The sequence below is a fragment of the Qipengyuania aurantiaca genome (assembly GCF_019711375.1).
Classification (GTDB): Bacteria; Pseudomonadota; Alphaproteobacteria; order Sphingomonadales; family Sphingomonadaceae; genus Qipengyuania; species Qipengyuania aurantiaca.
Map to the genome: position 1 here is coordinate 21,405 of NZ_CP081295.1, position 22,681 is coordinate 44,085.

Annotated in this window: 22 protein-coding genes and 1 tRNA gene; 6 read left to right on the forward strand and 17 right to left on the reverse strand. The window is 64.1% G+C overall.

The features are described from left to right. Positions 1-49 precede the first annotated feature (49 nt). Positions 50-1,480, reverse strand: coding sequence for a sodium-dependent transporter (locus K3148_RS00105; protein WP_221425339.1), 1,431 nt, complete (start codon positions 1,478-1,480; stop codon positions 50-52). Between the two features lie 127 nt (positions 1,481-1,607). Here K3148_RS00105 and panB point away from each other — a divergent pair, with 127 nt between their 5' ends. Next, a complete protein-coding gene (panB, locus tag K3148_RS00110; protein ID WP_221425340.1) occupies positions 1,608-2,483 on the forward strand; it encodes a 3-methyl-2-oxobutanoate hydroxymethyltransferase in 876 nt (291 codons plus the stop codon). 15 nt (positions 2,484-2,498) lie between these two features. Further along, positions 2,499-3,569, forward strand: coding sequence for a DUF475 domain-containing protein (locus tag K3148_RS00115; RefSeq protein ID WP_221425341.1), 1,071 nt, complete (start codon positions 2,499-2,501; stop codon positions 3,567-3,569). Here K3148_RS00115 and K3148_RS00120 read toward each other — a convergent pair. The 5 genes from K3148_RS00120 to K3148_RS00140 all read right to left on the reverse strand — a co-directional run bounded on the left by K3148_RS00120 (position 3,499) and on the right by K3148_RS00140 (position 9,967). Beyond that, entirely contained in the window at positions 3,499-4,503 is a 1,005-nt protein-coding gene (locus K3148_RS00120) for a bile acid:sodium symporter family protein (RefSeq protein ID WP_221425342.1), read from the reverse strand. The two genes, K3148_RS00115 and K3148_RS00120, sit on opposite strands and share 71 nt — an antisense overlap. A gap of 24 nt (positions 4,504-4,527) precedes the next feature. Beyond that, on the reverse strand, positions 4,528-5,898 hold the full coding sequence (gene prsR / locus K3148_RS00125; RefSeq protein ID WP_221425343.1) for a PEP-CTERM-box response regulator transcription factor: 1,371 nt from the start codon (positions 5,896-5,898) through the stop codon (positions 4,528-4,530). Beyond that, positions 5,895-8,003, reverse strand: coding sequence for an XrtA/PEP-CTERM system histidine kinase PrsK (gene prsK / locus K3148_RS00130; RefSeq protein WP_221425344.1), 2,109 nt, complete (start codon positions 8,001-8,003; stop codon positions 5,895-5,897). Before prsK ends, prsR begins: the two co-directional genes overlap by 4 nt. 193 nt (positions 8,004-8,196) lie before the next feature. Continuing rightward, on the reverse strand, positions 8,197-8,493 hold the full coding sequence (locus tag K3148_RS00135; protein ID WP_221425345.1) for a hypothetical protein: 297 nt from the start codon (positions 8,491-8,493) through the stop codon (positions 8,197-8,199). A gap of 91 nt (positions 8,494-8,584) precedes the next feature. Continuing rightward, complete coding sequence (locus K3148_RS00140; protein WP_221425346.1) at positions 8,585-9,967, reverse strand: helix-turn-helix domain-containing protein; 1,383 nt, start codon at positions 9,965-9,967, stop codon at positions 8,585-8,587. Between the two features lie 157 nt (positions 9,968-10,124). Between K3148_RS00140 and K3148_RS00145 the strand changes: the two genes are divergently transcribed. After that, on the forward strand, positions 10,125-11,723 hold the full coding sequence (locus K3148_RS00145; protein ID WP_221425347.1) for an isocitrate lyase: 1,599 nt from the start codon (positions 10,125-10,127) through the stop codon (positions 11,721-11,723). Positions 11,724-11,743: 20 nt separating this feature from the next. Further along, complete coding sequence (locus tag K3148_RS00150) at positions 11,744-11,926, forward strand: hypothetical protein (RefSeq protein ID WP_006832439.1); 183 nt, start codon at positions 11,744-11,746, stop codon at positions 11,924-11,926. 72 nt (positions 11,927-11,998) lie between these two features. Here the strand turns inward: K3148_RS00150 and K3148_RS00155 are convergent, their stop codons facing one another. The 7 genes from K3148_RS00155 to efp form a co-directional block, all read right to left on the reverse strand. Next, positions 11,999-13,345 carry an amidohydrolase gene (locus tag K3148_RS00155; RefSeq protein ID WP_425594643.1) on the reverse strand — a complete coding sequence of 449 codons (1,347 nt, stop codon included), beginning with the start codon at positions 13,343-13,345 and terminating at the stop codon, positions 11,999-12,001. 122 nt (positions 13,346-13,467) lie between these two features. Beyond that, a complete protein-coding gene (locus K3148_RS00160; RefSeq protein ID WP_221425348.1) occupies positions 13,468-15,267 on the reverse strand; it encodes an SLC13 family permease in 1,800 nt (599 codons plus the stop codon). A 54-nt stretch (positions 15,268-15,321) separates the two neighbouring features. Further along, positions 15,322-15,903, reverse strand: coding sequence for a hypothetical protein (locus tag K3148_RS00165; protein WP_221425349.1), 582 nt, complete (start codon positions 15,901-15,903; stop codon positions 15,322-15,324). A gap of 97 nt (positions 15,904-16,000) precedes the next feature. Further along, positions 16,001-16,085: transfer RNA gene (locus K3148_RS00170), tRNA-Leu, on the reverse strand. Between the two features lie 180 nt (positions 16,086-16,265). Next, complete coding sequence (locus tag K3148_RS00175) at positions 16,266-17,087, reverse strand: inositol monophosphatase family protein (protein WP_221425350.1); 822 nt, start codon at positions 17,085-17,087, stop codon at positions 16,266-16,268. Positions 17,088-17,096: 9 nt separating this feature from the next. Further along, positions 17,097-17,450 (reverse strand): hypothetical protein, encoded by a 354-nt coding sequence (locus K3148_RS00180; RefSeq protein ID WP_221425351.1) that lies wholly within the window; start codon positions 17,448-17,450, stop codon positions 17,097-17,099. A 12-nt stretch (positions 17,451-17,462) separates the two neighbouring features. Continuing rightward, the gene (gene efp, locus K3148_RS00185; protein WP_221425352.1) at positions 17,463-18,026 is read right to left on the reverse strand and encodes an elongation factor P; all 564 of its coding nucleotides are present in this window, start codon (positions 18,024-18,026) and stop codon (positions 17,463-17,465) included. 118 nt (positions 18,027-18,144) lie between these two features. Here efp and K3148_RS00190 point away from each other — a divergent pair, with 118 nt between their 5' ends. Then, complete coding sequence (locus tag K3148_RS00190; protein ID WP_221425353.1) at positions 18,145-18,537, forward strand: elongation factor P; 393 nt, start codon at positions 18,145-18,147, stop codon at positions 18,535-18,537. 13 nt (positions 18,538-18,550) lie between these two features. On the opposite strand, the gene K3148_RS00195 is transcribed toward K3148_RS00190, so the two are convergent. Genes K3148_RS00195 through thiE form a run of 3 tightly spaced genes read right to left on the reverse strand, consistent with a single transcriptional unit; the run spans position 18,551 to position 21,232 of the window. Further along, the gene (locus K3148_RS00195; RefSeq protein ID WP_247711596.1) at positions 18,551-19,252 is read right to left on the reverse strand and encodes a M23 family metallopeptidase; all 702 of its coding nucleotides are present in this window, start codon (positions 19,250-19,252) and stop codon (positions 18,551-18,553) included. A gap of 18 nt (positions 19,253-19,270) precedes the next feature. Then, complete coding sequence (locus K3148_RS00200) at positions 19,271-20,542, reverse strand: L,D-transpeptidase family protein (RefSeq protein WP_247711597.1); 1,272 nt, start codon at positions 20,540-20,542, stop codon at positions 19,271-19,273. 57 nt (positions 20,543-20,599) lie between these two features. Beyond that, positions 20,600-21,232 carry a thiamine phosphate synthase gene (gene thiE, locus K3148_RS00205; RefSeq protein WP_221425354.1) on the reverse strand — a complete coding sequence of 211 codons (633 nt, stop codon included), beginning with the start codon at positions 21,230-21,232 and terminating at the stop codon, positions 20,600-20,602. A gap of 77 nt (positions 21,233-21,309) precedes the next feature. Between thiE and K3148_RS00210 the strand changes: the two genes are divergently transcribed. Then, positions 21,310-21,699 (forward strand): hypothetical protein, encoded by a 390-nt coding sequence (locus K3148_RS00210; protein WP_221425355.1) that lies wholly within the window; start codon positions 21,310-21,312, stop codon positions 21,697-21,699. A 6-nt stretch (positions 21,700-21,705) separates the two neighbouring features. Here the strand turns inward: K3148_RS00210 and K3148_RS00215 are convergent, their stop codons facing one another. Further along, positions 21,706-22,593 carry a fructose bisphosphate aldolase gene (locus tag K3148_RS00215; protein ID WP_221425356.1) on the reverse strand — a complete coding sequence of 296 codons (888 nt, stop codon included), beginning with the start codon at positions 22,591-22,593 and terminating at the stop codon, positions 21,706-21,708. Positions 22,594-22,681 lie beyond the last annotated feature (88 nt).

Here is a 22,681-nt window from a genome sequence, read left to right on the forward strand (position 1 = left end):
GCGAAGGGCCGCTCCCCACCGGGAGCGGCCCTTTTTGCGTCGGACCGGATCAGGCGCCGAGCAGGCTCGGGAAAAGTCCGGTGACGAGGATGATCGCCACCGCAAGCGGGCAAAGCCACGCGATCAGGAAGCGAAACAGCCCGAACGCCACGGGCGAAAGCCCGGTCGTGGTGCGCAGCAGATTGGCGTCCGCCTTCCAGCCGATGAACAGCGAGGTCAGCAGCGCGCCAATGGGCAGCATGACCTTGCCGGTGAAGCCGTCGATCGTGTCGAGAATGTCGGTTTCCGCGAACAGGTCCCAGAAGCCCAGCAGGCGCACATCCGAAAGCACGTTATAGCCTAGCAGGCAGAACACGCCGATCAGGAAGGCGCCAACGCCGAAGACGAGCGCCGATTTCGGGCGGCTCCAGCCAAGCTCGCCGATGCCCCATGCGGTCGGCACCTCCAGCAGCGAGATCGAGCTGGTGATGGCCGCGACAAGGATCAGCATGAAAAACAGGAAACCGAACAGCGCGCCGGCCGGCATGGTCTGGAACGCGAAGGGCAGCGTCTGGAACACCAGCGTCGGCCCGGCCGCCGGATCGAGACCGACGGCGAACACGATCGGGAAAATCATCAGCCCGGCGAGCAGCGCCACGCTGGTGTCGGCCACCGCAATCATCGCGGCGGTCCCGCCCAGATTGCTCTTTTCCTTGATGTAGGAGCCGTATGTGATGAGGCCTGCCACGCCGAGCGACAGCGAGAAGAGCGCCTGGCCCAGCGCCGAATTCATCACCTGCGGCGTCAGCTTCGACCAGTCAGGCGTGAAGAGGAAGGCCGCCGCCTCGCTGATATCCCCTTCGATCGCGCCGAAGATCACCAGGCCGACCAGCAGCACGAAGAACATCGGCATGAGATATTTCGCGGCCGTCTCGATACCCGAACTCACCCCGCGCGCGACGATATAGAGGGTGAGCCCCATGAACAGCAGGTGCACAGTCAGGAGCAGCGGCCAGCTGGCGAACATATCGCCCAGACGCTGCTGGATCTGCGCCTGGTCTTCACCCGCCAGCGCGCCGCGGAAGGGTTCGCCCGCGCCGATGGCCTGCAGCAGGTCCCAGCCCATGACGCCCGCATAATAGAGCACCCAACCGGCCACGACCGAATAGAAGGACACGATCAGGAAGGCGGCCACCGCGCCGATCCCGCCGAAGATCGACCATTTGAGCGATGCGTTCGAATCCTGCGCCACCTTGCGGATCGAGCCGACCGCGTCGGTCTGGCCGACCCGGCCGATGAAAATTTCCGAGAGAACCAGCGGCAGGCCGAGCAAGAACACGCAGGCGATGTAGAAGATAACGAAGGCCCCGCCTCCGCTTTCGCCCGCAAGCGTCGGGAAACGCCAGATATTTCCAAGACCGACTGCGGCGCCCACCGCAGCGAGAATAAATGCAGAGCGCGAGGACCAGCCCTCGCCCGTCGTTTTGCCGGCAGCGACCATTGTCGTGTATTTCCCTCTCGTCGAGCGATGCCTCCCGCACCGCATTGATGCGCGCTTAAAGCACGGAAACCTGCGGCTGTCCAAGCGTTGCTTTGCCTTCTCCCCCGCACTTGCTAGGGCGTGCGCCATGTCGACCACATTCCAGCTCGATACGAGCACCAGCCGGGCCAATCCCACCCCCCAGCCGATGAAGCGGCTGACCGTCCCCAAGATCCGCGCGCACAAGGCGGATGGGGAGACAAAGGACCCGCTGGTCATGCTGACCGCCTACACCGCGCGGCAGGCGCAACTGCTCGATGCGCATTGCGACATGCTGCTGGTCGGCGATTCGCTGGGCCAAGTGATCTACGGCCTTCCCTCCACCATCCCCGTGACGCTGGAGATGATGTCCAACCACGCCGCCGCCGTAGTGCGCGGCAGCTATCACTCGGTCGTGATCGTGGATATGCCCTTCGGCTCCTACGAAGCATCGAAGGAACAGGCCTTCGAAAACGCCGCGCGCCTTCTCAAGGAAAGCGGCGCCGCTGCCGTTAAGCTGGAAGGCGGGGAGCAGATGGCCGAGACCGTCGCCTTCCTCAACCAGCGCGGCATTCCGGTCATGGGCCACGTCGGCCTTACCCCGCAGGCGGTTAACGTACTGGGCGGTTACATGGCGCGCGGACGCAGCGATGCCGAAGCGGAAAAGATCATCGGCGATGCGAAGGCGCTCGATGAGGCCGGGGCGTTCGCCATCGTGCTCGAAGGGGTGCTCGAACCCATCGCCATCGAGGCGACCAAGGCCGTCTCGTGCCCAACCATCGGCATCGGCGCTTCGGCCCAGTGCGACGGACAGGTGCTGGTCACCGAAGACATGCTCGGCATGTTCGAACGCGTGCCGCGCTTCGTGAAGAAATACGAGAATATCGCCGAGGTGATTTCAGGCACCGTCGGCAAATATGCAGAGGAAGTGCGCAGCCGCAGCTTCCCGACCAGCGACCAGACTTACCAGCCGAAAAAAGGCTGAGGGACCCCGCATTCGATGGAAACTATCCGCAAATATTACACCTTCTCGCTGCTCTTCACGGCGGTCTGCTTTGCGCTGGCTGCATGGTATGGATGGAGCAGCACGGGTTCGATAACCGCCACGCTCGGCATCCTGTGGATTGTCATCGTGCTCTCGATCCTCGAGGTTTCGCTCAGCTTCGACAACGCCGTGGTCAACGCCACCGTGTTGCGCGACATGGACCCGGTCTGGCAGCAACGCTTCCTGACCATCGGCATTCTCATCGCCGTGTTCGGCATGCGGATCGTCTTTCCGATCGCCATCGTTTCGATAGCTGCGGGTGTCGGCCCGACGGAAGCGGTATCGCTATCGCTCAACGATCCGGAACGTTACGAGCAGATTGTCTCCGACGCGCATGTGTCAATCGCGGGCTTCGGAGGGGCCTTCCTGGCGATGGTCGGCCTCACCTTCTTCTTCGAGGAAGACAAGGACGTGCACTGGATTGCAGCGCTGGAGAAGACTATCAACAAGTTCTCCAACGTGCCCGCGGTCGAGATCGGACTGGTTCTCGCCCTGGTCTATGGCGTCTCCACCGTCTTGTCGCCCGAAGATTCCATCACCTTCCTTACGGCGGCGATCCTCGGACTCATCACTTTTATTACTGTCCATGCAATCGCGGCGATCATCGAGGCGCGCGAAGCGCGCAAGAAGGCGGCGGGCGAGATCGTGAAATCGGGCCTGGGCGGATTTCTCTATCTCGAAGTGCTGGATGCAAGCTTCAGTTTCGACGGTGTGATCGGGGCCTTCGCGCTGTCGAACAACATGATCATCATTGCGCTCGGCCTATCGGTCGGCGCCATGTTCGTACGTTCGATGACGATCCACCTCGTACGCACCGGTACGCTGGCGCAATATCGCTATCTCGAACACGGCGCGTTCTGGGCTATCATCGTGCTCGGCATCATCATGCTGTTGTCGGCCCGCTGGCATATTCCGGAGACTATCACCGGGCTTTTGGGCGCGGTCCTAATCGGCCTCAGCTTCTGGTGGTCGGTGCGGCACAATCGCCGCCACCCGGAGGATGCGTCGCTGTCGACAGACGATTAGCCAGGGGCGCGGCCAGCACGAGCTGGAAGAAGTGGTAGAGCAGCAGCGGCAGGATGATGAAGCCTGCCTCCTCGCGCGCGAAGAGGATGGTGGCGAGCGGCACGCCGACCGCAGCGCTTTTCTGCGCGCCGGCAAAAAGGAAGGCGATCCGGTCGCGGCGGGGGAGCCCGAGCGCGCCCGATAGAAGCCATGCCCCCCAGTTTCCGACCGCGAGTAGCGCGGCAATGCCGAGCGCAAGGAAGCCCCATGCCAAGGGGTCCAGCCGCCCCCAGATGCCTTGCTCTACCGCGCCCGAGAAGGCGACATAGACAGCGAGCGCGATGACCAGCCGGTCGAGCCAGACGACGTGCCGCTTGTTGCGCGTCACCCAGCCTTGCGTCCAGCCCTGTACCACTTGCCCGATGACGAAGGGCAGCAGCAATATCAGCGCGATCCGCTCGATGGTCTCCATGCCGACCGCGCCCTCGCCCGTTCCGCCTAAAGCGAGGAAGATCGGGACCGAGACGAAAACGCCCAAGATATTGAGGAGCGCTGCCGAAATCACCGACAGGCCCGTATTGCCCTCGGCCAGCGTGGTGTAGGAAGTGGCCGACTGGACGGTGGACGGCAGCACCCCGAGGTAGAGGAAGCCCACGGCCACCAGCGGCGGAAGGCCGATGGAGAGCAGCGTGCTTAGCCCAAGGCCAGCAAGCGCCATGGCACCGAACACCCACAGCACGATGGGTGCGATAAAACGCCAGTTCAGCAGCCCGCGGCCGATCTCGCTGCGCGAGACGCGCATTCCGTTAAGCAGGAACAGCGTAAAGATGCCGACATTCGCCAAGCCCTGCGCCGTGCCTGATTGCGCGGCGGGAATGGGCAGGACAGCCGCCAATACGACCGCCCCCACCAGCAGGCGCAGCATCGGGTCGGCGAAGATCGTGCGGAGCGCCATTGGCGACGGCTCCTAGCCTGCCCGCTAGCCCGGCTGCAAATCGTATTGCTTGAGCAGGTCGTACAGCGTCGGGCGGCTGATGCCGAGCAGCTTGGCGGTCATGGAGATATTGCCCTGGCTGCGCGCGAGCGCCTGCCGGATCATACGCCGGTCGGCTTCCTCGCGCGCCTGTTTGAGGTTGAGCGCCATCTCGTCCTCCTCGCCGCCTTCGCCCAGATCGAGGTCCTCGGCGCTCACCAGCTTGCCATCCGCCATGATGACCGCGCGCTTCACGCGATTTTCGAGCTCGCGGACATTGCCCGGCCAGCCCCAGCCGTCGATGGCTGCCAGAGCGTCGGGTGCGAAGCCTTTGACCTGCGGGTTCATCTCGGCCGCGAAACGCGTGAGGAAATGCTTGGCCAGCAGCACACCGTCGCCAGGTCGCTCGCTGAGCGAAGGGATTTTCACCACCACCTCGGCGAGGCGGTAGAACAGGTCCTCGCGAAAGGTGCCCTCGCCGATCATGCCTTCGAGGTTCTGGTGCGTTGCGCAGACGATCCGCGTGTCGACAGGGATCGGTTTGCGTCCGCCGATGCGTTCGATCACGCGTTCCTGCAGGAAGCGCAGCAGTTTGACCTGCAGCGGCAGCGGGATGTCGCCGACCTCGTCGAGGAACAGCGTGCCGCCGTGCGCCATCTCGATCTTGCCCTCGGTCGTCTTAACCGCGCCGGTGAACGCGCCCTTTTCGTGGCCGAACAGCTCGCTTTCGAGCAGGTTCTCCGGGATCGCGGCGCAATTGATCGCGACGAACGCGCCCGAACGCCGGTCGCTCGCCTCGTGAAGCCCCTTGGCCAGCAGTTCCTTGCCGGTCCCGCTTGCCCCCAGCAGCAGCACGGAGACATTGGTCGGCGCGACGCGCTCGATCGTGCGGGCGACCTTGGCCATTTCGGGCGCGGCGGTGACCATCGTACCGAGCACGGTCTTGTCCTCGCCCACCTTCTCCGACAGGCGGCGGTTCTCGCCCTCGATCTGGCTGAGCTTGAAGGCGCGGCCCACGATCAGGCCGAGTTCCTCGATATCGACCGGCTTCTGGTAGAAGTCGTAAGCCCCGCGCTCGATCGCCTGCAGCGCGCTCTCACGCGCGCCATGCCCCGAAGCGACGATGACCTTGGTGTCCGGCTTCATTGCCATGATCGCATCGAGCACGGCAAAGCCCTCGCTCGTGCCGTCCGGGTCGGGCGGCAGGCCGAGGTCGAGCGTGACGACAGCGGGCTCCTCGCTGCGAAGAGCCGCAAGCGCGGCGTCGCGATTGCCCGCGATCACCACGTCGTAATCCTCGTACGCCCACTTGAGCTGCGCCTGCAGGCCCTCGTCGTCCTCGACGATCAGCAGCTTGGGTTTGCCTGTCGCGCTCATGCGACCTCCGTGTTGTGTTGAGGACCATTGCCCGAAATCATCTGTTGCGCCGCGTGGAGCGGCAGGCTGATCGTGAAGCGCGTGCCGAGGCCCTCGCGCGATTCGACGTCGAGCCGCCCGCCCATCGCGCGGATCAGTTCGCGCGCTTCGTAGGCGCCGATGCCGAAGCCGCCCTCCTTGCTGGAGACGAAGGGCTTGAACAACCCGCGCCGCAGGAAAGCCGGGCTCATGCCCTTGCCGCTGTCGATCACTTGCACCACACCGCACACCCCGTCGCTATAGGCTTCGAGCATGACGGGATTGTCCTCGCCACTGGCGTCGATCGCGTTCTGGACGATATGCGCCAGCGCCTGTTCGAGAGCCTCGACCTGCCCGCTCACCCGCATCGGTTCGCTGCGCACCAGCGTGACCTTGTGATGGCGTTCGAACCGATCGACGATGGTGCGAACCGTGCCGGCCATATCGAACGGTTCGAGCGTATCGTGCGAGGCCTTGCCATAGCGGCCCAGCCGCGCGAGCATCTGGTTGAGCTTGTCCGCGCTGTTGCGCACCGTCACCAGCATGTCCTTGCGGAATTCCGGCTTGTCGGCGTGCTTTTCCGCGTTGCGCAGCAGCAGCGACATCTGGCTGGAAAGGTTCTTGATGTCGTGCATCACGAAGGCCATCCGGCGGTTGAATTCGTCGAAGCGAGCCGCTTCCGAAAGCGCTTCCTGCCCGGCCTGTTCGGCGAGATAGCTTGCCAGCTGCTGGCCTACGATGCCGAGGAGGTCGAAATCTTCCCAGTCGAGGCGACGCTCGACCAATGGGCGGGCAAGCACGATGACCCCTACGAGCCGGTCGTAGTGCAGCAGCGGCACGGCGGCCCAGGCGCGCGGAGTATCCAGCAGCCACTGGGGCACGTGCTGCAATTCGCCCTGATGCTCGATACCGGACCGCGCCTCGTCGAAGGCGAGGATCAGGCCCTCGCGCTCGAAAATTTGCGCAAGTTCGCAGGGCACAGGATCCGGCGGCACGTCGAGGTCCGGCCAGCGCCAATGGCCGCCGTACACCAGATCGCCGTCCTCATTCGCCAGTAGCAGCGCGCCCGAGGGGCTGTCGGTGATGTCGGCCATGGACTTAACCGCGCGCTCCTGCAGGCTGACCTCGTCGAGGCCGGAGCGCCCGATGGTATGGGTGAAGCGGATCCACTCGTTGCGGTAATCATAGCGGTGCTTGAAGAGGTGCTTGATCGCCGTTACGCGCAGCCAGCCTCGCAAATGGTCGGAGGGCAGCCAGATCAGCGCCAGCGCGCCTGCGGCAATCACCAGTCCGACCTGGGTCAGCCGCGCGCCGCTGCCCGCAACGATGTCCAGCCAGTTGGCCAGCGTCAGCATCGCCGCAAGATAGCCGCCGATTACCAGCAGCGAGAGAAAGCGGAAGGTGACCGCGCGCGATGGGCTGAAGGTGAGGCCCGCTGCGGCGCGGTTGAAACCGATGGCGAAAGGCACGGCAACAATCGCTACGGCCAGCCCGCGCACCGCAACCAGTGCGCCGACATAGCCTTCGGCGAGATAGGCGACGGTGTAGAAATTGAGCGAGAAGGCCCACAGGCCCGCCATGGCGGCCGCGTTCCAGCGCAGGATGCGCCGCGAGGATGGCGCGGCACCGACATAAAGGTTGTGCAGCAGGACCAGCGCACCGACGGCCACCAGCATGCGGAAGATGGCCGAAGTTTGCATCGCCAGAGCGGCAACCTCGCCCTCACCTCCCGAACTGTGGGCCAATGCGAGCAGCGCGAATTGCAGCAGCTCGACGAAGCCGAGGGCCAGCACCGCAGGGCGCACGAGCCGGATACTCTCGTCGCGCCCGTCGTTGCCGAACAGGCGGAACAGGACGAAAATCCACGCGAGGTTGGCCGCGACCTCGGTCAGGCCGACGATGATCTGGCCGGGATGAAAGCTGGCGGCGGCAACGCACCAGTTAGCCGTCAACGCAAGGGCAATGACCGCTGCCCAAAGATCGGAACGGGTCTTCGCGCCGTTACGGGCGATCCACAGGGCCGCAAGGCCGCTGACCACCGCGCCGATCGAATAGAAGATGTAGGAGAGCGAACCGGCCCATTCCATCAGGAGCGTCCCGTCCCGCCGATCATCCCGTTTCCGGCCATTGCAAACTCACCCACACCCGATGTTCCAAGGCATGGGCGTTAGGGCATAATGGTGAACTGTCGGTAAATTTTACAGCCTGTAAACCAAGAAGGCGACGCCTCCCCCAAGGGAAGCGTCGCCATTCCTGACATCGGTTTGTGAAGCCGTGGACTTAGTTTTCGACCGCGTCCTGCACGGCGTCGCCGGCGTTCTGCGCGGCTTCGCCGACCTGGCCGGCCGCTTCGCCGACTTCGTTGGCCGCGCCGGCCACGGCGTTGTCCTTCGCCACTTCGGCATCGCTCATCTGCGAAAAGATTACGAAAGCGCCGATGGCAAGTACGGCGAGCAAGATCAGGATGCCCCAGGAGGTCCCGCCGCCCGACCGGCGTTCATTGTCGGTGACGACGGTGTGCGTGGTGTGGGTGTTGCCCGCCGTGTCGGTGGTTTCGGTGATACGTTCTTCGGTCATGTTAGCTATCCTCGAATGGATATCGGAATGTGGCGAAAACGCGGCATCGGCTCCGGCGGTTCCGGATAAAGAGGGTTAACGGCGTATTTCTCTAACGTTCCCCGAACTCGAAAGGCGAGGTTCCGCGGCGCATCCGGTCGAAATGCAAGCGGCGTCCGCGTGGCGGGAGCGAGCGTTGCGGACAGCCTTCCCTGTGACACAGCGCACAGCCCGGCCCGATCGGCTGGGCATCGGCAGGACGCAGCGAGAGGCCACGCGCCTGCGCCAGATCGCTTGCCAGCACCGCCTCGATTCCGATGGCGACGACAAAACGCGCCTCGCCCGGTGCGCCGCTGCCCTCCACACTGCGCATCATGGTGAGCCAGCCGCCCTGCCCCTCGGCCGCCTCCTCAAGACTGACGTATTGGACGACCAGCTCGCCGCCGCGCTCGAAGGCGCGGTGCGCGTCCCACAGCGGGCAGGAGACGTCCTCGCCCGCAAAGCGCGCCGTGCTCGCGCCCATGAAGCTCTTGGAAAATTGCCCCGCCCTGTCGACGCGGACCATGAAGAAGGGCAGCCCGCGCTGGCCCACTCTCTGCAAGGTAGTGAGGCGGTGGGCGAGCTGTTCGAAGCTCACCGAGAAACGCCGTTCCAATACGGGCAGGTCGTACCCGGTCGCGTCGCACGCGCGCAGGAAACGGCCATAGGGCATCAGCAGGGCCGCTGCGAAATAGCCATCGAGATGCCGCTTGAAGAGCGCACGCGCCGCCTCGTCCTCGAACTTGGCGCCTTGGGCGATGCCCTGGATCGCCTCCTGCATCTCAAGCTGCGCGATCTTGAGCGCAAGCTGGAAATTGCGCGAGGCGGGCCCGAGCATCTCGGACAATTGCACCTGGCGGGCGTGAAGGTCGAGCCGGCTCAGGCTTTCCTGCAAGACCTCGCGCGGAAGGATGCGGACCGACAGTTGGTGGCGCTCACGCAGCCGCTCGGTCAGCGCAAGGCCGATATCGCCGCGCGACAGGCGCATTTCGTCGACAAGTTCTTCGGCCGCGTGGTCGAGATCGGCAAAATGGTTGCGCCAGCGTTCGATCTCGCGGCGCGAGGCGTCGAGCGGGTCGTAGGCGGCGGCCTGGCCCGGCCCCGCCTTGTCATAGAGCCGTGCGAAGGCGGCGGCGACTTGCGGAGAGGCGGAAAGAAATTCGTCCAGCTCCTCCCGGTCGATGGCGAGGTCGGAAAAGCGTTCATCGGCAAAGCGGCGGGCAAGGCCGTCCAGCCCGCCGATGGCTTCGTCTTCGCGGATGCTGCGCGGATCGAAATCGAATTGCTCGACCAGCGCCATGATGACACGCGCGCTGACGGGGCGCTGGTTGCGCTCGATGAGGTTGAGATAGCTGGGCGAGATCGAGAGCCGGCTGGCCATCGCCGCCTGCGTCAGGTTCTCGCGCTTGCGCAGCCGTCGGACAGCCGGTCCGGCGCGCACCACATCGTCGGCCATTTGTAAATTCCTTTACAACATTACAGCCGAGATACGCCAATTTCGCGCGTTTGGACAAGATATTTTGTAAATTTCACTGCCCAAACGCCCTCGCCAAGCGCATTGTCACTGCAACAGCCCGCCAGATTGCAGGGCGCCCCGGACAGGAGACAACGCCATGACCTACCAGAGCCACATCGCGAAGATGAACGAGACCATCGCCCAGAACGGCGACAGCTGGGCAGCGATCGACGCCGCCAGCGCCGCGCGCATGGCCGTCCAGAACCGCTTCCCCACCGGCCTCGACATCGCGCGTAACACCGCGAAGATCATGCGCGAGGACATGGAAGCCTACGACAAGGATCCGGCGAACTACACCCAGTCGCTCGGCACCTGGCACGGGTTCATCGCCCAACAGAAGATGATCTCGATCAAGAAGCACTTCGGCAACACGAAGCGCCGTTACCTCTACCTCTCGGGCTGGATGGTCGCCGCGCTGCGCAGCGACTTCGGTCCGCTGCCCGACCAGTCGATGCACGAGAAGACCAGCGTTCCGGCGCTGATCGAGGAGATCTACACCTTCCTCAAGCAGGCCGATGCCCGCGAACTGGGTGGTCTGTTCCGCGAGCTGGACGAAGCGAAGGAAAAGGGTGACGCGGTCGCCACGCACCGCCTGCTGCGCGAAATCGACGAGCACCAGACGCACGTCGTGCCGATCATCGCCGATATCGACGCCGGTTTCGGCAACGCCGAGGCGACCTACCTTCTCGCCAAGAAGATGATCGAGGCCGGTGCTTGCGCGCTGCAGATCGAAAACCAGGTGTCGGACGAAAAACAGTGCGGCCACCAGGACGGCAAGGTCACCGTGCCGCACGAGGACTTCCTCCAGAAGATCCGCGCCATCCGCTACGCCTTCCTCGAACTGGGCGTTCCCGACGGCATCATCGTCGCCCGCACCGACAGCCTCGGCGCTGGCCTGACCAAGCAGATCGCCTTCTCGAAGGAGCCTGGCGATCTGGGCGACCAGTACAACGCATTCCTTGATTGCGACGAAGTCGATCCGGCCGAGATCAAGAACGGCCAGGTCTTCATCAGCCGCGACGGCAAGCTGATGGCGCCTAAGCGCCTGCCCTCGAACCTCTATCAGTTCCGTTCGGGTACCGGTGAGGACCGTTGTGTGCTCGACTGCATCACCGCGCTCCAGAACGGCGCCGACCTGCTGTGGATCGAGACCGAGAAGCCGCATGTCGAGCAGATCGCCGGGATGGTGGACCGCGTCCGCGAAGTGATCCCGAACGCCAAGCTGGTCTACAACAATTCGCCCAGCTTCAACTGGACGCTGAATTTCCGCCAGCAGATCTTCGATGCGTGGGAGAAGGAAGGCAAGGACGTGAGCGGTTACGATCGCGCCAAGCTGATGAGCATCGACTATGACGGCAGCGAACTTGCCGCCGAAGCCGACGAGAAGATCCGCACCTTCCAGGCCGATGCCGCAAAGCGCGCCGGTATCTTCCACCACCTCATCACCCTGCCGACCTACCACACGGCAGCGCTGAGCACGGACAACCTCGCTCGCGAATACTTCGGCGAACAGGCCATGCTCGGCTACGTCAAGAACGTGCAGCGCGAGGAAATCCGCCAGGGTATCGCCTGCGTGAAGCACCAGAACATGGCCGGTTCGGATATCGGCGATGACCACAAGGAATACTTTGCCGGCGAAGCGGCTCTCAAGGCCGGCGGCAAGGACAACACCATGAACCAGTTCGCTGCGGCGTAAGGAGAGGAAGGATGACTACGATGACCGAAGACACCCCGAAGACCGAGCCCGGCCGCGCGCGCGCCCTGTTCTCGACCGCCGATTTCCGCCTGCTGCGCACTGCTCTCACGAGCTACGCCCGCCAGACGGAAGACCGCGAGGAGCTGGCGAAGATCAATGCCCTGCACCACCGCCTCGGCACCTACGTGCCCTCGGACGGCTAAACCTAGTTCACAAGTTCTCCTGGGGAGGAGAAACGGCTGCCGGAGTGCCCCAACACTTCGGCAGCCGTCAATTTATCCGCCGTTGGCGGGCATCAAATCCAGCGCCGCACTTGCCAACGCTTCTGCCCCGGTCCGCACAACCGCTTCGGCATCAGGCGCCCAGAACGGCGAATGGAGCGAAGGCAGAGGCTTGCCCTCTTCCTTAAGCGCGGTGAGCATTTCGGCGGGCGTGCCGCTGATCCAGAAGATCATCGATTTGACATTATCCGGGTCGGCGCGGCGGAACTGGCTGAAATCCTCGCCGCCCATGACCGCAGGCGCCTCGAACACGCGCTGCTCGCCGAAGCGGCTGCGGAACGCGGCAGCGCGCGCTTCGGTGAAGTCCGGATCGTTGAAGGTCGAGGGCGTATAGGGCTCCTCCACCGTCACCACCGGCATCAGCTCTTCCGGCAGCCCTGCCGTCACCGCCTCGCCCCGCGCGACGCGGCGGATGCCGTCGAGCAGCAGCTGGCGGCTTTCGTCCGAATAACTGCGTACGGTCAGTTGCAGCTTCGCCTCGTCAGAGATGATGTTGTGCTTAGCGCCTGCATGGAAGCTGCCTACGGTGATGACTGCCGGATCGAGCGGCGAAGAGCTGCGGCTGACCACCGTCTGCAGCTTCATCACGATGGCGCTGCCCAGCACGATCGGGTCGACCGTGGTGTGCGGATAGGCACCGTGCCCGCCGATGCCTTTCACATGGATGTCCACGCTGTCGACATTGGCGAGTGCATAGCCAGGCGTGTAGCCGATCGTGCCTGCCGGAGCCGGCGCGGCTGCATCGTGAAAGGCGAGCACATATTCGGGCTTGGGGAAGCGGGAGTAGAGTCCGTCTTCGATCATCGCGATGGCGCCAAGCCCCAGCTCCTCGGCGGGCTGGAGGATCATCACCAGCGTACCGGACCATTCGTCCTTGCGTTCGGCAAGCAGCTGGGCCGCGCCAATGAAGCCCGCCATATGCGTGTCGTGCCCGCAGGCGTGCATGACGCCTGTCGTCACGCCGCTCGCGGGCGTGGCCGTGACCGTGCTCGCATAGGGCAGCCCGGTCTGCTCGATCACCGGCAGGCCGTCCATGTCGGCGCGCAGCATGACCACCGGGCCATCGCCGTTCTTCATCACCGAGACGACTCCCGTCTGCCCCACCCCTTCGGTCACCTCGAAGCCGAGCGCGCGCATCCGCTTGGCGAGCTTGGCGGCGGTCTCGTGCTCCTCGAAACTGAGTTCCGGATTGGCGTGGAGATCGCGGTAGAGCTCCATCAGGTCTGGCATGTCGTCCTCGAGGCTCGCGCGCAGGTCGTTGGCCTGTGCGGGCGAGGACAGGGCGCCCAGCGCAAGCGCGCAGGCGGTCATGGCGAGTGTAGGACGCAAGTAGGACATCATCAGGGTCTCCCCTCCAGGATGGAGCACATGGAGCACGGTCCTGGGAGCAAAACCGCCCCCGGGCCGGCTTGTCTTGTCGGCGCGGGCGAGACTGGCACTTCGCACCGCTTTAGGAAAGCGCGTTAAAGCTGGTAGGTCAGCACCAGCCCGATCGAGAGCGCGGTGACCATGATCCCGACCAGCGGCACGCCGGTCTTCACGTAATCGGCAAAATCATACGATCCTTCGGCCATGATCAGCATGTTCGTCTGGTAGGCGATGGGCGTCGCGTAAGAGAGGTTGCAGCCGAACAGCACCGCCAGCACCAGCGGTTCGGGTGGCAGGCCGAGCTGCGCGGCGATGGCGAAGGCGATGGGCGTGCCCACCGTGGCCGCCGTCGCGTTGGAGGCGAAATTGGTGAGGAAGGTCACGAAGACCATGATCGCGGCCAGCACCAGCGCGGGCGAGAGATACTGGAGGCCGTAGGAGAGCGCTTGCCCCAGCCATTCCGCTGCCCCGCTTTCATCGATAATGCGTCCGATGGAGATACTCGCAGCGACCAGCACGATGACCTGCGCCGACAAGGCCCGACCCACGCGATCGAACTTCACGCAGCCGGTCAGGAACATCAGGATCGCGCCCGCCAGCGCGGCAATGGCGATCGGCACGAGACCGAAGGACGCGACCGCTACCGATCCCGCCATGATTGCGGCGGCCAGAACGGCCTTGGACCGACGGGGAAGCTCGCGCCGTCCTTCCAGCTGGAGCAGGCTGTCGGCGCTTGCAAAAGCCTCCAGATCGTCGGGCAGGCCCATGACCAGCAGCACGTCGCCTTCGCGGATGCGGATGTCGCCGACATCGCTGAACTCGTCCTTCTGGCCGATCAGCGTATCAGGCCGGTGGATGCCGACGACCGCCACCCCGTAAAGGTCGGCAATGCCCGAGGTCGGCAGGGTGCGGCTGGTAAGGCGGCTGTCGGCGGTGACGGTCATTTCCACGACCTGGATATCCTCGCCGCTTTCGTCGTGCTTGCGCTTGATGCGTTCGAGCACCCAGCCCGGAGCCGCTTCGCCGCGCATGACGGCAATGGCTTCCTCGATAGCCTCGTGCGTGCCCGAAACCTTGATCCGCTGGCCGGGGCGGAAGAGGCCCGGCTTCACGTCATGAAACTCGATTCCCGCCGGAAGGCGCGAGGCGATCTGTGACAGTTCGCGCCCGTTGAGCAGGCTGTTCTCGGTGACGCGGAGACGGGTGTAGAAACGCCGCATCTCGTGGGTCTGCTCGATCCGGTTGTCGTCGAGCATCTTGGGCATGACCAGCCAGAGATAAGGCAGCGCCACAAGCCCGGCGGCGAGCACGATGGGGGTGTAATGGAACACGCTCATCATCGGCATGCCAAGATCGACCGCGATGGAGACCACGAGGATATTTGTGGACGTGCCGATGGTTGTCGCCAGACCACCGATCAGCGAGGCGGCGTTGAGCGGCATCAGCGTCTTCGATGCCGGCATGGCCCCGCGCGCGGCCAGCGTCACGAAAATCGGGATCAGCAGCACCAGCACCGGCGTGTTGTTGACGAACATCGACAACACGAAGGCCAGCATCAGCGACACCAGCAGGCCGATCTGGAGGTTGAACTTGAAAATCCGCTCCAGCACCCGCGCCGCCGGCTCCAAAGCCCCGGTGACGATCAGCCCGCGACCGAGGATCATCAGCGCGCAGATGGTGATCAGCGCGTAATGGCCGAAACCGCCAAAGGCGATGGCGAGGCCGTCGGTCGGCGACTGGCCTTCAAGCGGGAAGAAATAAAGCCCCACCGCGATCACGGCGATGGTCAGCAACGAGATGATCTCGATGGACATGCGCCCGCGCGCAAAAGCGATGAACATCGCCACGGTCACGACCATGGCGGCTATCGCGTGGTAGGACGGCATCCCGATCATGCGGGAGGGTGAATTCCATCCCTACCGCACAATATCAAGCGCTTTTGCTTGGAATCACTCCGATTGCGCGAGAAGCAAGCCGGCGAGAAGCGCCGTTACCGCCGTGCCTGCGCCGCCTGCGGCAAAGGTCCAGGTCTTGGCGTCGATCATGGCCAGCAGCGACAGGCCCAGCGCGCCCACACCCGCCAGCGCCGCAAGCCCTCCGAGCGGCTTGGCAAGGCCGCTCCCGGCCTTGAGCGCGCCCGCACCGAGCAGGATCGCCGCTCCGCCAAGCAGGAACTTCGCGAGAAAATAGAAGAAGAAGGCGCCGGCCAGTACGGCAGCGAAGAGCTGAGGCACGGCCTCGCCCGCCTCCATCGCCGGTCCGAACATGGAGAGACCCATGGCGACCTGTATCGTGTTGAGCGTGCCCGCGAGCGCGATGGTCGACCAGATCGGGGCCTGCTTCGGCCGGCGCGCGGCCAGCGACAGGGCCAACACGGTGGAAATGGCAAAGGCGAAAAGCTCGGTGAACCAGGTCAGCGGGCGCAGCATCTCGTTTTCCGAGCCCGAGACGATGGCGATGTAGAAGATCTGGCTGGCAACCGTAAGCAGCAGCAGGGCGGCAAGCCCACGGATCAGGTGGCGGTCGGTCATGGTCGGTCCTTTGCAAAGCGTGGGCGCTGGATGCGCCTTTGCGCTCCCTTCGCGGCGGTGCGCGAAAGGTTACATGCAACCCGACTATTTCAAAGGCTGGTACCCCCGGCCGGACTCGAACCGGCACTTCGTAAGAAACTCGATTTTGAGTCGAGCGCGTCTACCAATTCCGCCACGGAGGCCCATGTGGAGCGCGGGAGTTAGCGGGGGCGGCCCCACGATACAAGCCATCAAAACGCGCAAGCATCTCAAATCCGTTCGCCCTGAGCTTGTCGAAGGGCCGTACTTCTTCTGGACCGTCGCTCTCAAGGGAAGAGCGGTGCTTCGACAAGCTCAGCACGAACGGATTGAGAGCTATTTCGCTATCCCTTCAACGCACTTGCCAGCAATTTGTGCAAGCGCGAATGGAGCTGGTCGTTGGCGGCCAGCACCTGCTTCGAATGGATCGGCTGCGAACGGCCGCGAAAATCGGATACGAAACCGCCCGCCTCGCGCACGATCAGGCAGCCGGCAGCGGTATCCCAGTCGTTGAGGCCGCTCTCCCAGAAACCGTCATAGCGCCCGGCCGCCAGCCAGGCGAGGTCGAGCGAGGCGGCGCCGAAGCGGCGGATGCCCGCCACGTTGGGTCCGATGGCGTTGAAGATCTTCGACCATTCGGCAAAATCGCCATGGCCCGCGAAAGGGATGCCGGTGGCAATAAGCGCTTCGGACGGATTTCGGCGCGAGGAGACGCGCAGGCGCGCATCGTGCAGCCATGCGCCGCGGGTCTTTTCGGCCCAGAAGGTCTCGTCGGTGATCGGGTTGTAGACCACGGCGGCGGTCACATCGCCCCAGTCGTCGCTGCCGAGCTTTCGCTCCTGCACCGCGATGCTGATGGCGAAATGCGGAATGCCGTGCAAAAAATTGCTGGTGCCGTCGAGAGGGTCGACGATCCAGCGCGGGGCGTCGTCCGCACCTTCGATCGTCCCGGCCTCTTCCATCTCGAAACCCCAGTCGGGGCGCGCGGCGAGAAGCTCGTCGTAAATCGTGCGTTCGGCGCGGAGGTCCGCTTTCGACACGAAGTCGGCAGGACCCTTGCGGCTCGCCTGCAGGTGTTCGATCTCGCCGAAGTCGCGGCGCAGGCGGCCACCCGCCTTGCGCGCGGCCTTCTCCATCACGCGGATCAGTCCGGAAATTGCGGCCATTGTGCTCTCTTATTCGGTGAGGACGCGGATCGAACGGGCGGCGAGATGGATGTCACCCCACTCGCATTCCATGTCGAACTTCGTGCCCTCGATATTGAACTTCTGGATGGCGAAGCGGCGCTGGATGCCGTCCTTGTCGGTCTCGCGGCGGTCGAGCTGCAGCTTGCTGATGCCTGCGAACTTGAGCAGGCCGGGATGCCAGCAGCATTCCTCGTCCTCGCCCGGCGCCTCGTAATCGGGGTGCGCGGGCTCGAGGCAGAAATCCATCTCCAGCGTCAGCTCGTCATCGTTGATGATGACGGCACGCAGAGTGCTCTTCTCGATGTCGATATTGTCGAAACGGCTGGCGATGGATTTGCCCATGGATGCGATTCCCTAGTTGGCCTTACCGACGTAGCTCTGCTCGTAGACGTCGACCACGATCCGCGTGCCGCTTTCGATGTGCGGCGGAACCATGATGCGCACGCCGTTGTCGAGCACGGCCGGCTTGTAGCTGGAGGACGCAGTCTGGCCCTTCACCACGGCGTCGGCCTCGACGATTTCGGCTTCGATCTGCTGCGGCAGTTCGACCGAGATGGGCTTTTCTTCCCACAGTTCCAGCTTCACCTGCATGCCGTCCTGCAGGAACGGGCGGGCATCGCCCAGGAGGTCGGACGGGAGGGTGATCTGTTCGTAGGTGGTCTGGTCCATGAATACGAGCATGTCGCCGTCCTCGTAGAGGAACTGATAGTCCTGCGTATCGAGGCGCACCTTCTCGACCGTGTCGGCGCTGCGGAAGCGCACGTTGGTCTTGCGGCCATCCTGCAGGTTCTTCATCTCAACCTGCATGTAGGCGCCGCCCTTACCGGGCTGGGTGTGCTGGATCTTGGCGACTTTCCAGATGCCGCCTTCGTATTCGATGATGTTGCCCGGACGGATGTCCACGCCGCTGATCTTCATGGGAGTTTGCCTCGATGTGAAAGAGCGCCGCCCGGCATCGGACGGTCGTGTGGTTGCGCCCTTACAGGCTGCTAGGGCGCACGGCAAGGTGGTGGAAATTTTGCCGCAATTTCCCTATATGAAGGAGCTGGAGGGTATTGAATTGAAACCGCTTGCCATCGTTTTGCTCGCCGCTGCCGCCTCGACCATGGCGGCCGCACCGTCGCACGCCCAAGGGCGCCTCGGCCTGTTGCCGCAGGGCGAATACGCCTGCGCGCTGCCCGGCACGGCCGATGGCCCGGCCTGGAACGAGGTGGAAGGACACGGTTTCTCCATCACCGGCGCTTCGAGTTACACTACGGAAAAAGGCTCGGGCACCTATCTCTACGAAGGACGCCGCGTCACCTTTACGCGCGGCCCGCTCAAGGGACACGCGATGATGCGCGTGTCCTCCGGCCTGCTGCAGGAAGTCGGCAAGGACGGAAAGCTCGCGCGGATGCGCTGCCACCGCACCGGCCCGGTCCGCGACTAGGTACTGAATCCGCTCAGCGCTTGCTCAGCAGAGGATAGGGATTGACCGCGTTGGCGGGTTCCCACCACTCGGAATCGGGGGTGGTCTGCAAAATCGCGAAATGCAAATGCGGTGCATCGGGCGAGGCGTTTCCGCTTGATCCCACCGTGCCGATCCGCTGACCACGGCGGACCTTCTGCCCTTCCGTCAGGCCCTTCGCGTATGCGTCGAGGTGCGCGTAATAATGAATGGTCCGCCCGTCGGTCGAGCGGACGTAGATAGTCATGCCGCCCGCATCCGACTGGAAAAGCTTTTCCACCGTCCCGGGCGCGGCTGCGACGACGCTGGTCCCCGTGGGGGCCATGATGTCGATCGCCTCGTGCAGCCGCTCCCCACCACCGCGGGAATCGGTGAAAGTGTCGGATAGCTCAGCCGCACGAACGTTCAGGACCGGAATGATGAGCTCGCTGGCCGCGCGGCTGTCCACCTGCTGGGCGAATTGGGTATCCAGCGGCTTGGCGTTGCGCGCCTGGTCGGACACCGGCGTTTCCATGCCCGCCTCGGCCAGTTCGGTGCTGGTCGGCGAGGGACTCGGTGCAGCCTCAGCCGGACGCGTGGTGTCTCGCTGCCCTTCCCCGGTGGCGTTCTCGATCAAACTCCCGCCCGCCACGATCCAGACTGCGCTGGTAATCGTGGCGGTGATGACGATGGTGAGCAGTCGATCAACGAAGTTCATAATCCCCCCTTTACCCGCTTACGCTTCGAAAATCACCTGCGTGGACTGGGAGACCATGCCCGCAAGCCGCGCTGCGTCCCAGTTGGTCAGGCGCACGCAGCCGCTCGATTGCGCGCGGCCGATGGTTTCGGGATCGGGCGTGCCGTGGATGCCGTAATGCTCCTTGGAAAGGTCGATCCAGACCACGCCCACGGGCGAGTTGGGACCCGGCGGCAGCGTGTATTCCTTGCCCTCTTCCTTGCCGCCTGAAAGCACGGCAGGATCGTAGCTGTAGGGAGGGTTGTAGGCCTCGCCCACGATATCCCATTCGCCCAGCGGCAGCGGGAATTCGCTCGAGCCCGAGCTGACGGTGAACAGCGCTACCAGCTTGTCGCCCTGATAGGCCTTCAGCGTCTTGCCCGCCTTGCTCACGACGATGCGATCGACTTCGGGCTGGTCGGTGCCGACGCCGAGGCTGGCGAGCGTTTGCTGCCAGCCGCGATCCTCGATCGAACCCTTCTCGATCCGGTCCGCGCCGATGTTCGGCACGCGGATTTGTTGGCCGGCGGTGAAATAGCTTATCGAGGAAGAGCCAGGCTGCTCCTTGTCCGGGGTCGGTGTCGAGGTGGGCGAAGCGCTGGCCGTTCCACTCGGCTTACCGCTCGGTGAGCCACTGGGAGAAGCGCTTGCTGCCTCCATTCCGGCGGGGCGGCCGTTCGGATTGAGCTGCTTCAGCACTTCGACGGTGGTATGGAAACGCTCGGCCAGCCGCTCGTCAAGCGACTTGTACCCCATCCGCTCCAGCTCGGCCTTGGCGGCTGTGTCTTCGGGAATGTCGACATATTGGGCATCCGACCAGCTTGCCGGTATCGTCACCACGCGCGTTGCGGGGATCGAATCCCAATCGCTGAGCGCGGTCTTGGTGGCCTCATCCAGCTTGCCGGTGACTTCGAGATCGTTGGCTTGCTGGAACCCGTTGAGCGCGTTCTCGGTGCTCATGCCCATCTTGCCGTCGATCACGCCGGGGCCGAAGCCGATCCGGTCGAGCACGACCTGCGCCTGCATGACCGGGCGCTCCTCGCTGTCGGGAATGGCCTCGTCCTCGGCTGCCACGCTGTCGCCCATGCCATAGGCGTCGTCGTTGGACGCCATGGAATCGGCGAGATTGTTCTCGTCATAGGTTTCGTAGCCGTAATCCTCGGACGGCTGCGTCTGTGCGGTGGTGTCCGTTTCGGTCTCGTCCTCCGCCCCGTTCATGCCGCAGGCGGCAAGGGCGAGCGAGGAAACGGCTACAAACAAAAGGTTACGCATGAGGGACCTCTCCTGAATACATCGGGGAGGCGACCCGCCCCGTTCAGGAAAGACAACTCACGTCCGCGCGATTTGCTCCGCAAAGGCTTCGACAGCCGCCACTTCATCGCCCGACCAGACCGCGCCCGATACGGCGAGGAAGTCTGCTCCTGCCTCGATCAGCGGGCGGCAATTTTCGGGCGTGATGCCGCCGATGGCGACCGAGGGGATTTCCACCAGCCCGTGCCACCATGCAAGGATGTCCGTATCCGCGCGGTGTTCGGTTTCCTTTGTCTCGCTGGGGAAGAAGGCGCCGAAAGCGACATAGTCCGCCCCCGCCTCGCCCGCTTCCAGAGCAAGGTGGCGCGAGGCGTGGCAGGTGACGCCGATCTGCGCCTCGCGGCCCAGTTCCTCACGCGCCTCGCGCACGTCACCATCCTTCTGGCCAAGGTGCACGCCATCGGCCTTCAGCCGCTTGGCGAGCGCGATGGAATCGTTGACGATGAAGGCCACCTCATGCGCGGCGCAGATCGCCTGCAGCGGCTCGGCAAGCGCCGCCGCTTCGTGCTGGTCGATACCTTTGACGCGGAACTGGAAGGCGGTGACAAGGCCTTTGCCGGCCTCCAGCGCCCGTTCGAGCCGCTGCGGGAAATCGCCCGACACATCGAGCGGCGAGATCAGGTAAAGCTGGGTGGGAATGTTTTCGTCCATGCGCGCCCTCTATCGCGGCTCGCACGGTTCGTCACGCGTTCAGCCATGCGAAAGCGCATCGGGCGTCTAGCGGCGGAATGAAAACACTCCTCTCTGCCCTCGCCCTGCTCTCCCTTTCCGCCTGCGCCGTGATCCCCGATACCCCGCGCGTGAATGGCGATGCCGCAGCGCAGGGAACGCCGGTAGCGATAGGCGAGCCGGTGTGGACCGGAGATGCCATCCTCACCCCGCTTTCGGTAGTCGAGGACAGCCGCTGCCCTGAGAATGTCCGCTGCATCTGGGCGGGCAAGCTCACCGTTTCGACGCGGATCACCTCCACCCACTGGGCGCAGACCGCCAACCTCACGCTGGGCGAACCGCATGAAGTTCTCAGTCGCACCTATGTGCTGGTCTCGGGAACGCCCGAAAAGCGCGGCGAGGAAGCGATCCCCGCCGACGCCTATCGTTTCACGTTCGAAAGACGCTGAGCCCGCTCAGGTGATGCTGGCGGCGTGGATCTGGTCGATCGCGCCCGACAGCGTGCCGTCGAATTCGGCATCGTCCTGCTGCTTGCGCAGGTCCTGCAGCAGGCCGCGGCTGAAGCTGGCGATCATGCCGGGGTTCTGCGCCAGCTTCTCGCACGCCTCGTCGGTCGAATAGCCGCCCGAGAGCGCCACCACGCGCAGCACCTTGGGGTGCTTGGCGAGACCGGCGTAGAGCCCGGCTTCGGCAGGGATCGACAGCTTGAGCATGACCTGCTGGCCTTCCGGCAGCGCGTCGAGGCCTTCCTCGATCGCGGCGAGCAGGATTTTTTCGCCTTCCGCACGGTCGGCGGCGGTAATGTCGTATTCCGGTTCGAGCATGGGCATGAGGCCGCAGGCGAGGATGCGTGCGCCTTCTGCGAACTGCTGGCGAACCGTTTCCTTGATGCCGACCGGATTGGCCGATTTGATCACGCTGCGCATCTTGGTGCCGAAGACGCCCAGTTCCCTGGCCCGCGCGCACATGGCTTCGAGGTTGGGATTGGGCTTCATCAGCTGCGCGCCGTCGCGCTCGTCTTCGAGGCCCTTGTCGACCTTAAGGAAGGGCACGATGCCGCGATCTTTCAGGCGAGCAGGCACGCTCATGCCGCCGCTCTCACCCTCCATGGTCTTCTCGAACAGGATTGCGCCGATGACCTTGCCGTTGCCGAAACAGGGCGCTTCGATGATGCGGCTGCGCATTTCGTGGATCAGCGCGAACATCTGGTCCTCATCGGACCATTCGCTGTCTTCCACGCCATAGCCGCGCAGCGCCTTGGGCGTCGAACCGCCGGACTGGTCGAGGGCCGCGACAAAGCCCTGTCCGTGTGCAATCCGCTCGCGCATTTCATCGAAAGTCATCTGGCCATCCCGTGTTGGTGCAATCGTATGCGCAGCCAATAGCCGCGCCCCTTCGCACCTGCAACAGCCGCCGGGTAACTTATCGCCT

What these genes read in the sequence shown, in the direction of transcription:
- K3148_RS00105 (WP_221425339.1), bottom strand. Translation starts at nt 1,480, where the DNA reads ATGGTCGCTGCCGGCAAAACGACGGGCGAGGGCTGGTCCTCGCGCTCT.
- panB (WP_221425340.1), top strand. Translation starts at nt 1,608, where the DNA reads ATGTCGACCACATTCCAGCTCGATACGAGCACCAGCCGGGCCAATCCC.
- K3148_RS00115 (WP_221425341.1), top strand. Translation starts at nt 2,499, where the DNA reads ATGGAAACTATCCGCAAATATTACACCTTCTCGCTGCTCTTCACGGCG.
- K3148_RS00120 (WP_221425342.1), bottom strand. Translation starts at nt 4,503, where the DNA reads ATGGCGCTCCGCACGATCTTCGCCGACCCGATGCTGCGCCTGCTGGTG.
- prsR (WP_221425343.1), bottom strand. Translation starts at nt 5,898, where the DNA reads ATGAGCGCGACAGGCAAACCCAAGCTGCTGATCGTCGAGGACGACGAG.
- prsK (WP_221425344.1), bottom strand. Translation starts at nt 8,003, where the DNA reads ATGGAATGGGCCGGTTCGCTCTCCTACATCTTCTATTCGATCGGCGCG.
- K3148_RS00135 (WP_221425345.1), bottom strand. Translation starts at nt 8,493, where the DNA reads ATGACCGAAGAACGTATCACCGAAACCACCGACACGGCGGGCAACACC.
- K3148_RS00140 (WP_221425346.1), bottom strand. Translation starts at nt 9,967, where the DNA reads ATGGCCGACGATGTGGTGCGCGCCGGACCGGCTGTCCGACGGCTGCGC.
- K3148_RS00145 (WP_221425347.1), top strand. Translation starts at nt 10,125, where the DNA reads ATGACCTACCAGAGCCACATCGCGAAGATGAACGAGACCATCGCCCAG.
- K3148_RS00150 (WP_006832439.1), top strand. Translation starts at nt 11,744, where the DNA reads ATGACCGAAGACACCCCGAAGACCGAGCCCGGCCGCGCGCGCGCCCTG.
- K3148_RS00155 (WP_425594643.1), bottom strand. Translation starts at nt 13,345, where the DNA reads ATGATGTCCTACTTGCGTCCTACACTCGCCATGACCGCCTGCGCGCTT.
- K3148_RS00160 (WP_221425348.1), bottom strand. Translation starts at nt 15,267, where the DNA reads ATGATCGGGATGCCGTCCTACCACGCGATAGCCGCCATGGTCGTGACC.
- K3148_RS00165 (WP_221425349.1), bottom strand. Translation starts at nt 15,903, where the DNA reads ATGACCGACCGCCACCTGATCCGTGGGCTTGCCGCCCTGCTGCTGCTT.
- K3148_RS00175 (WP_221425350.1), bottom strand. Translation starts at nt 17,087, where the DNA reads ATGGCCGCAATTTCCGGACTGATCCGCGTGATGGAGAAGGCCGCGCGC.
- K3148_RS00180 (WP_221425351.1), bottom strand. Translation starts at nt 17,450, where the DNA reads ATGGGCAAATCCATCGCCAGCCGTTTCGACAATATCGACATCGAGAAG.
- efp (WP_221425352.1), bottom strand. Translation starts at nt 18,026, where the DNA reads ATGAAGATCAGCGGCGTGGACATCCGTCCGGGCAACATCATCGAATAC.
- K3148_RS00190 (WP_221425353.1), top strand. Translation starts at nt 18,145, where the DNA reads ATGAAGGAGCTGGAGGGTATTGAATTGAAACCGCTTGCCATCGTTTTG.
- K3148_RS00195 (WP_247711596.1), bottom strand. Translation starts at nt 19,252, where the DNA reads ATGAACTTCGTTGATCGACTGCTCACCATCGTCATCACCGCCACGATT.
- K3148_RS00200 (WP_247711597.1), bottom strand. Translation starts at nt 20,542, where the DNA reads ATGCGTAACCTTTTGTTTGTAGCCGTTTCCTCGCTCGCCCTTGCCGCC.
- thiE (WP_221425354.1), bottom strand. Translation starts at nt 21,232, where the DNA reads ATGGACGAAAACATTCCCACCCAGCTTTACCTGATCTCGCCGCTCGAT.
- K3148_RS00210 (WP_221425355.1), top strand. Translation starts at nt 21,310, where the DNA reads ATGAAAACACTCCTCTCTGCCCTCGCCCTGCTCTCCCTTTCCGCCTGC.
- K3148_RS00215 (WP_221425356.1), bottom strand. Translation starts at nt 22,593, where the DNA reads ATGACTTTCGATGAAATGCGCGAGCGGATTGCACACGGACAGGGCTTT.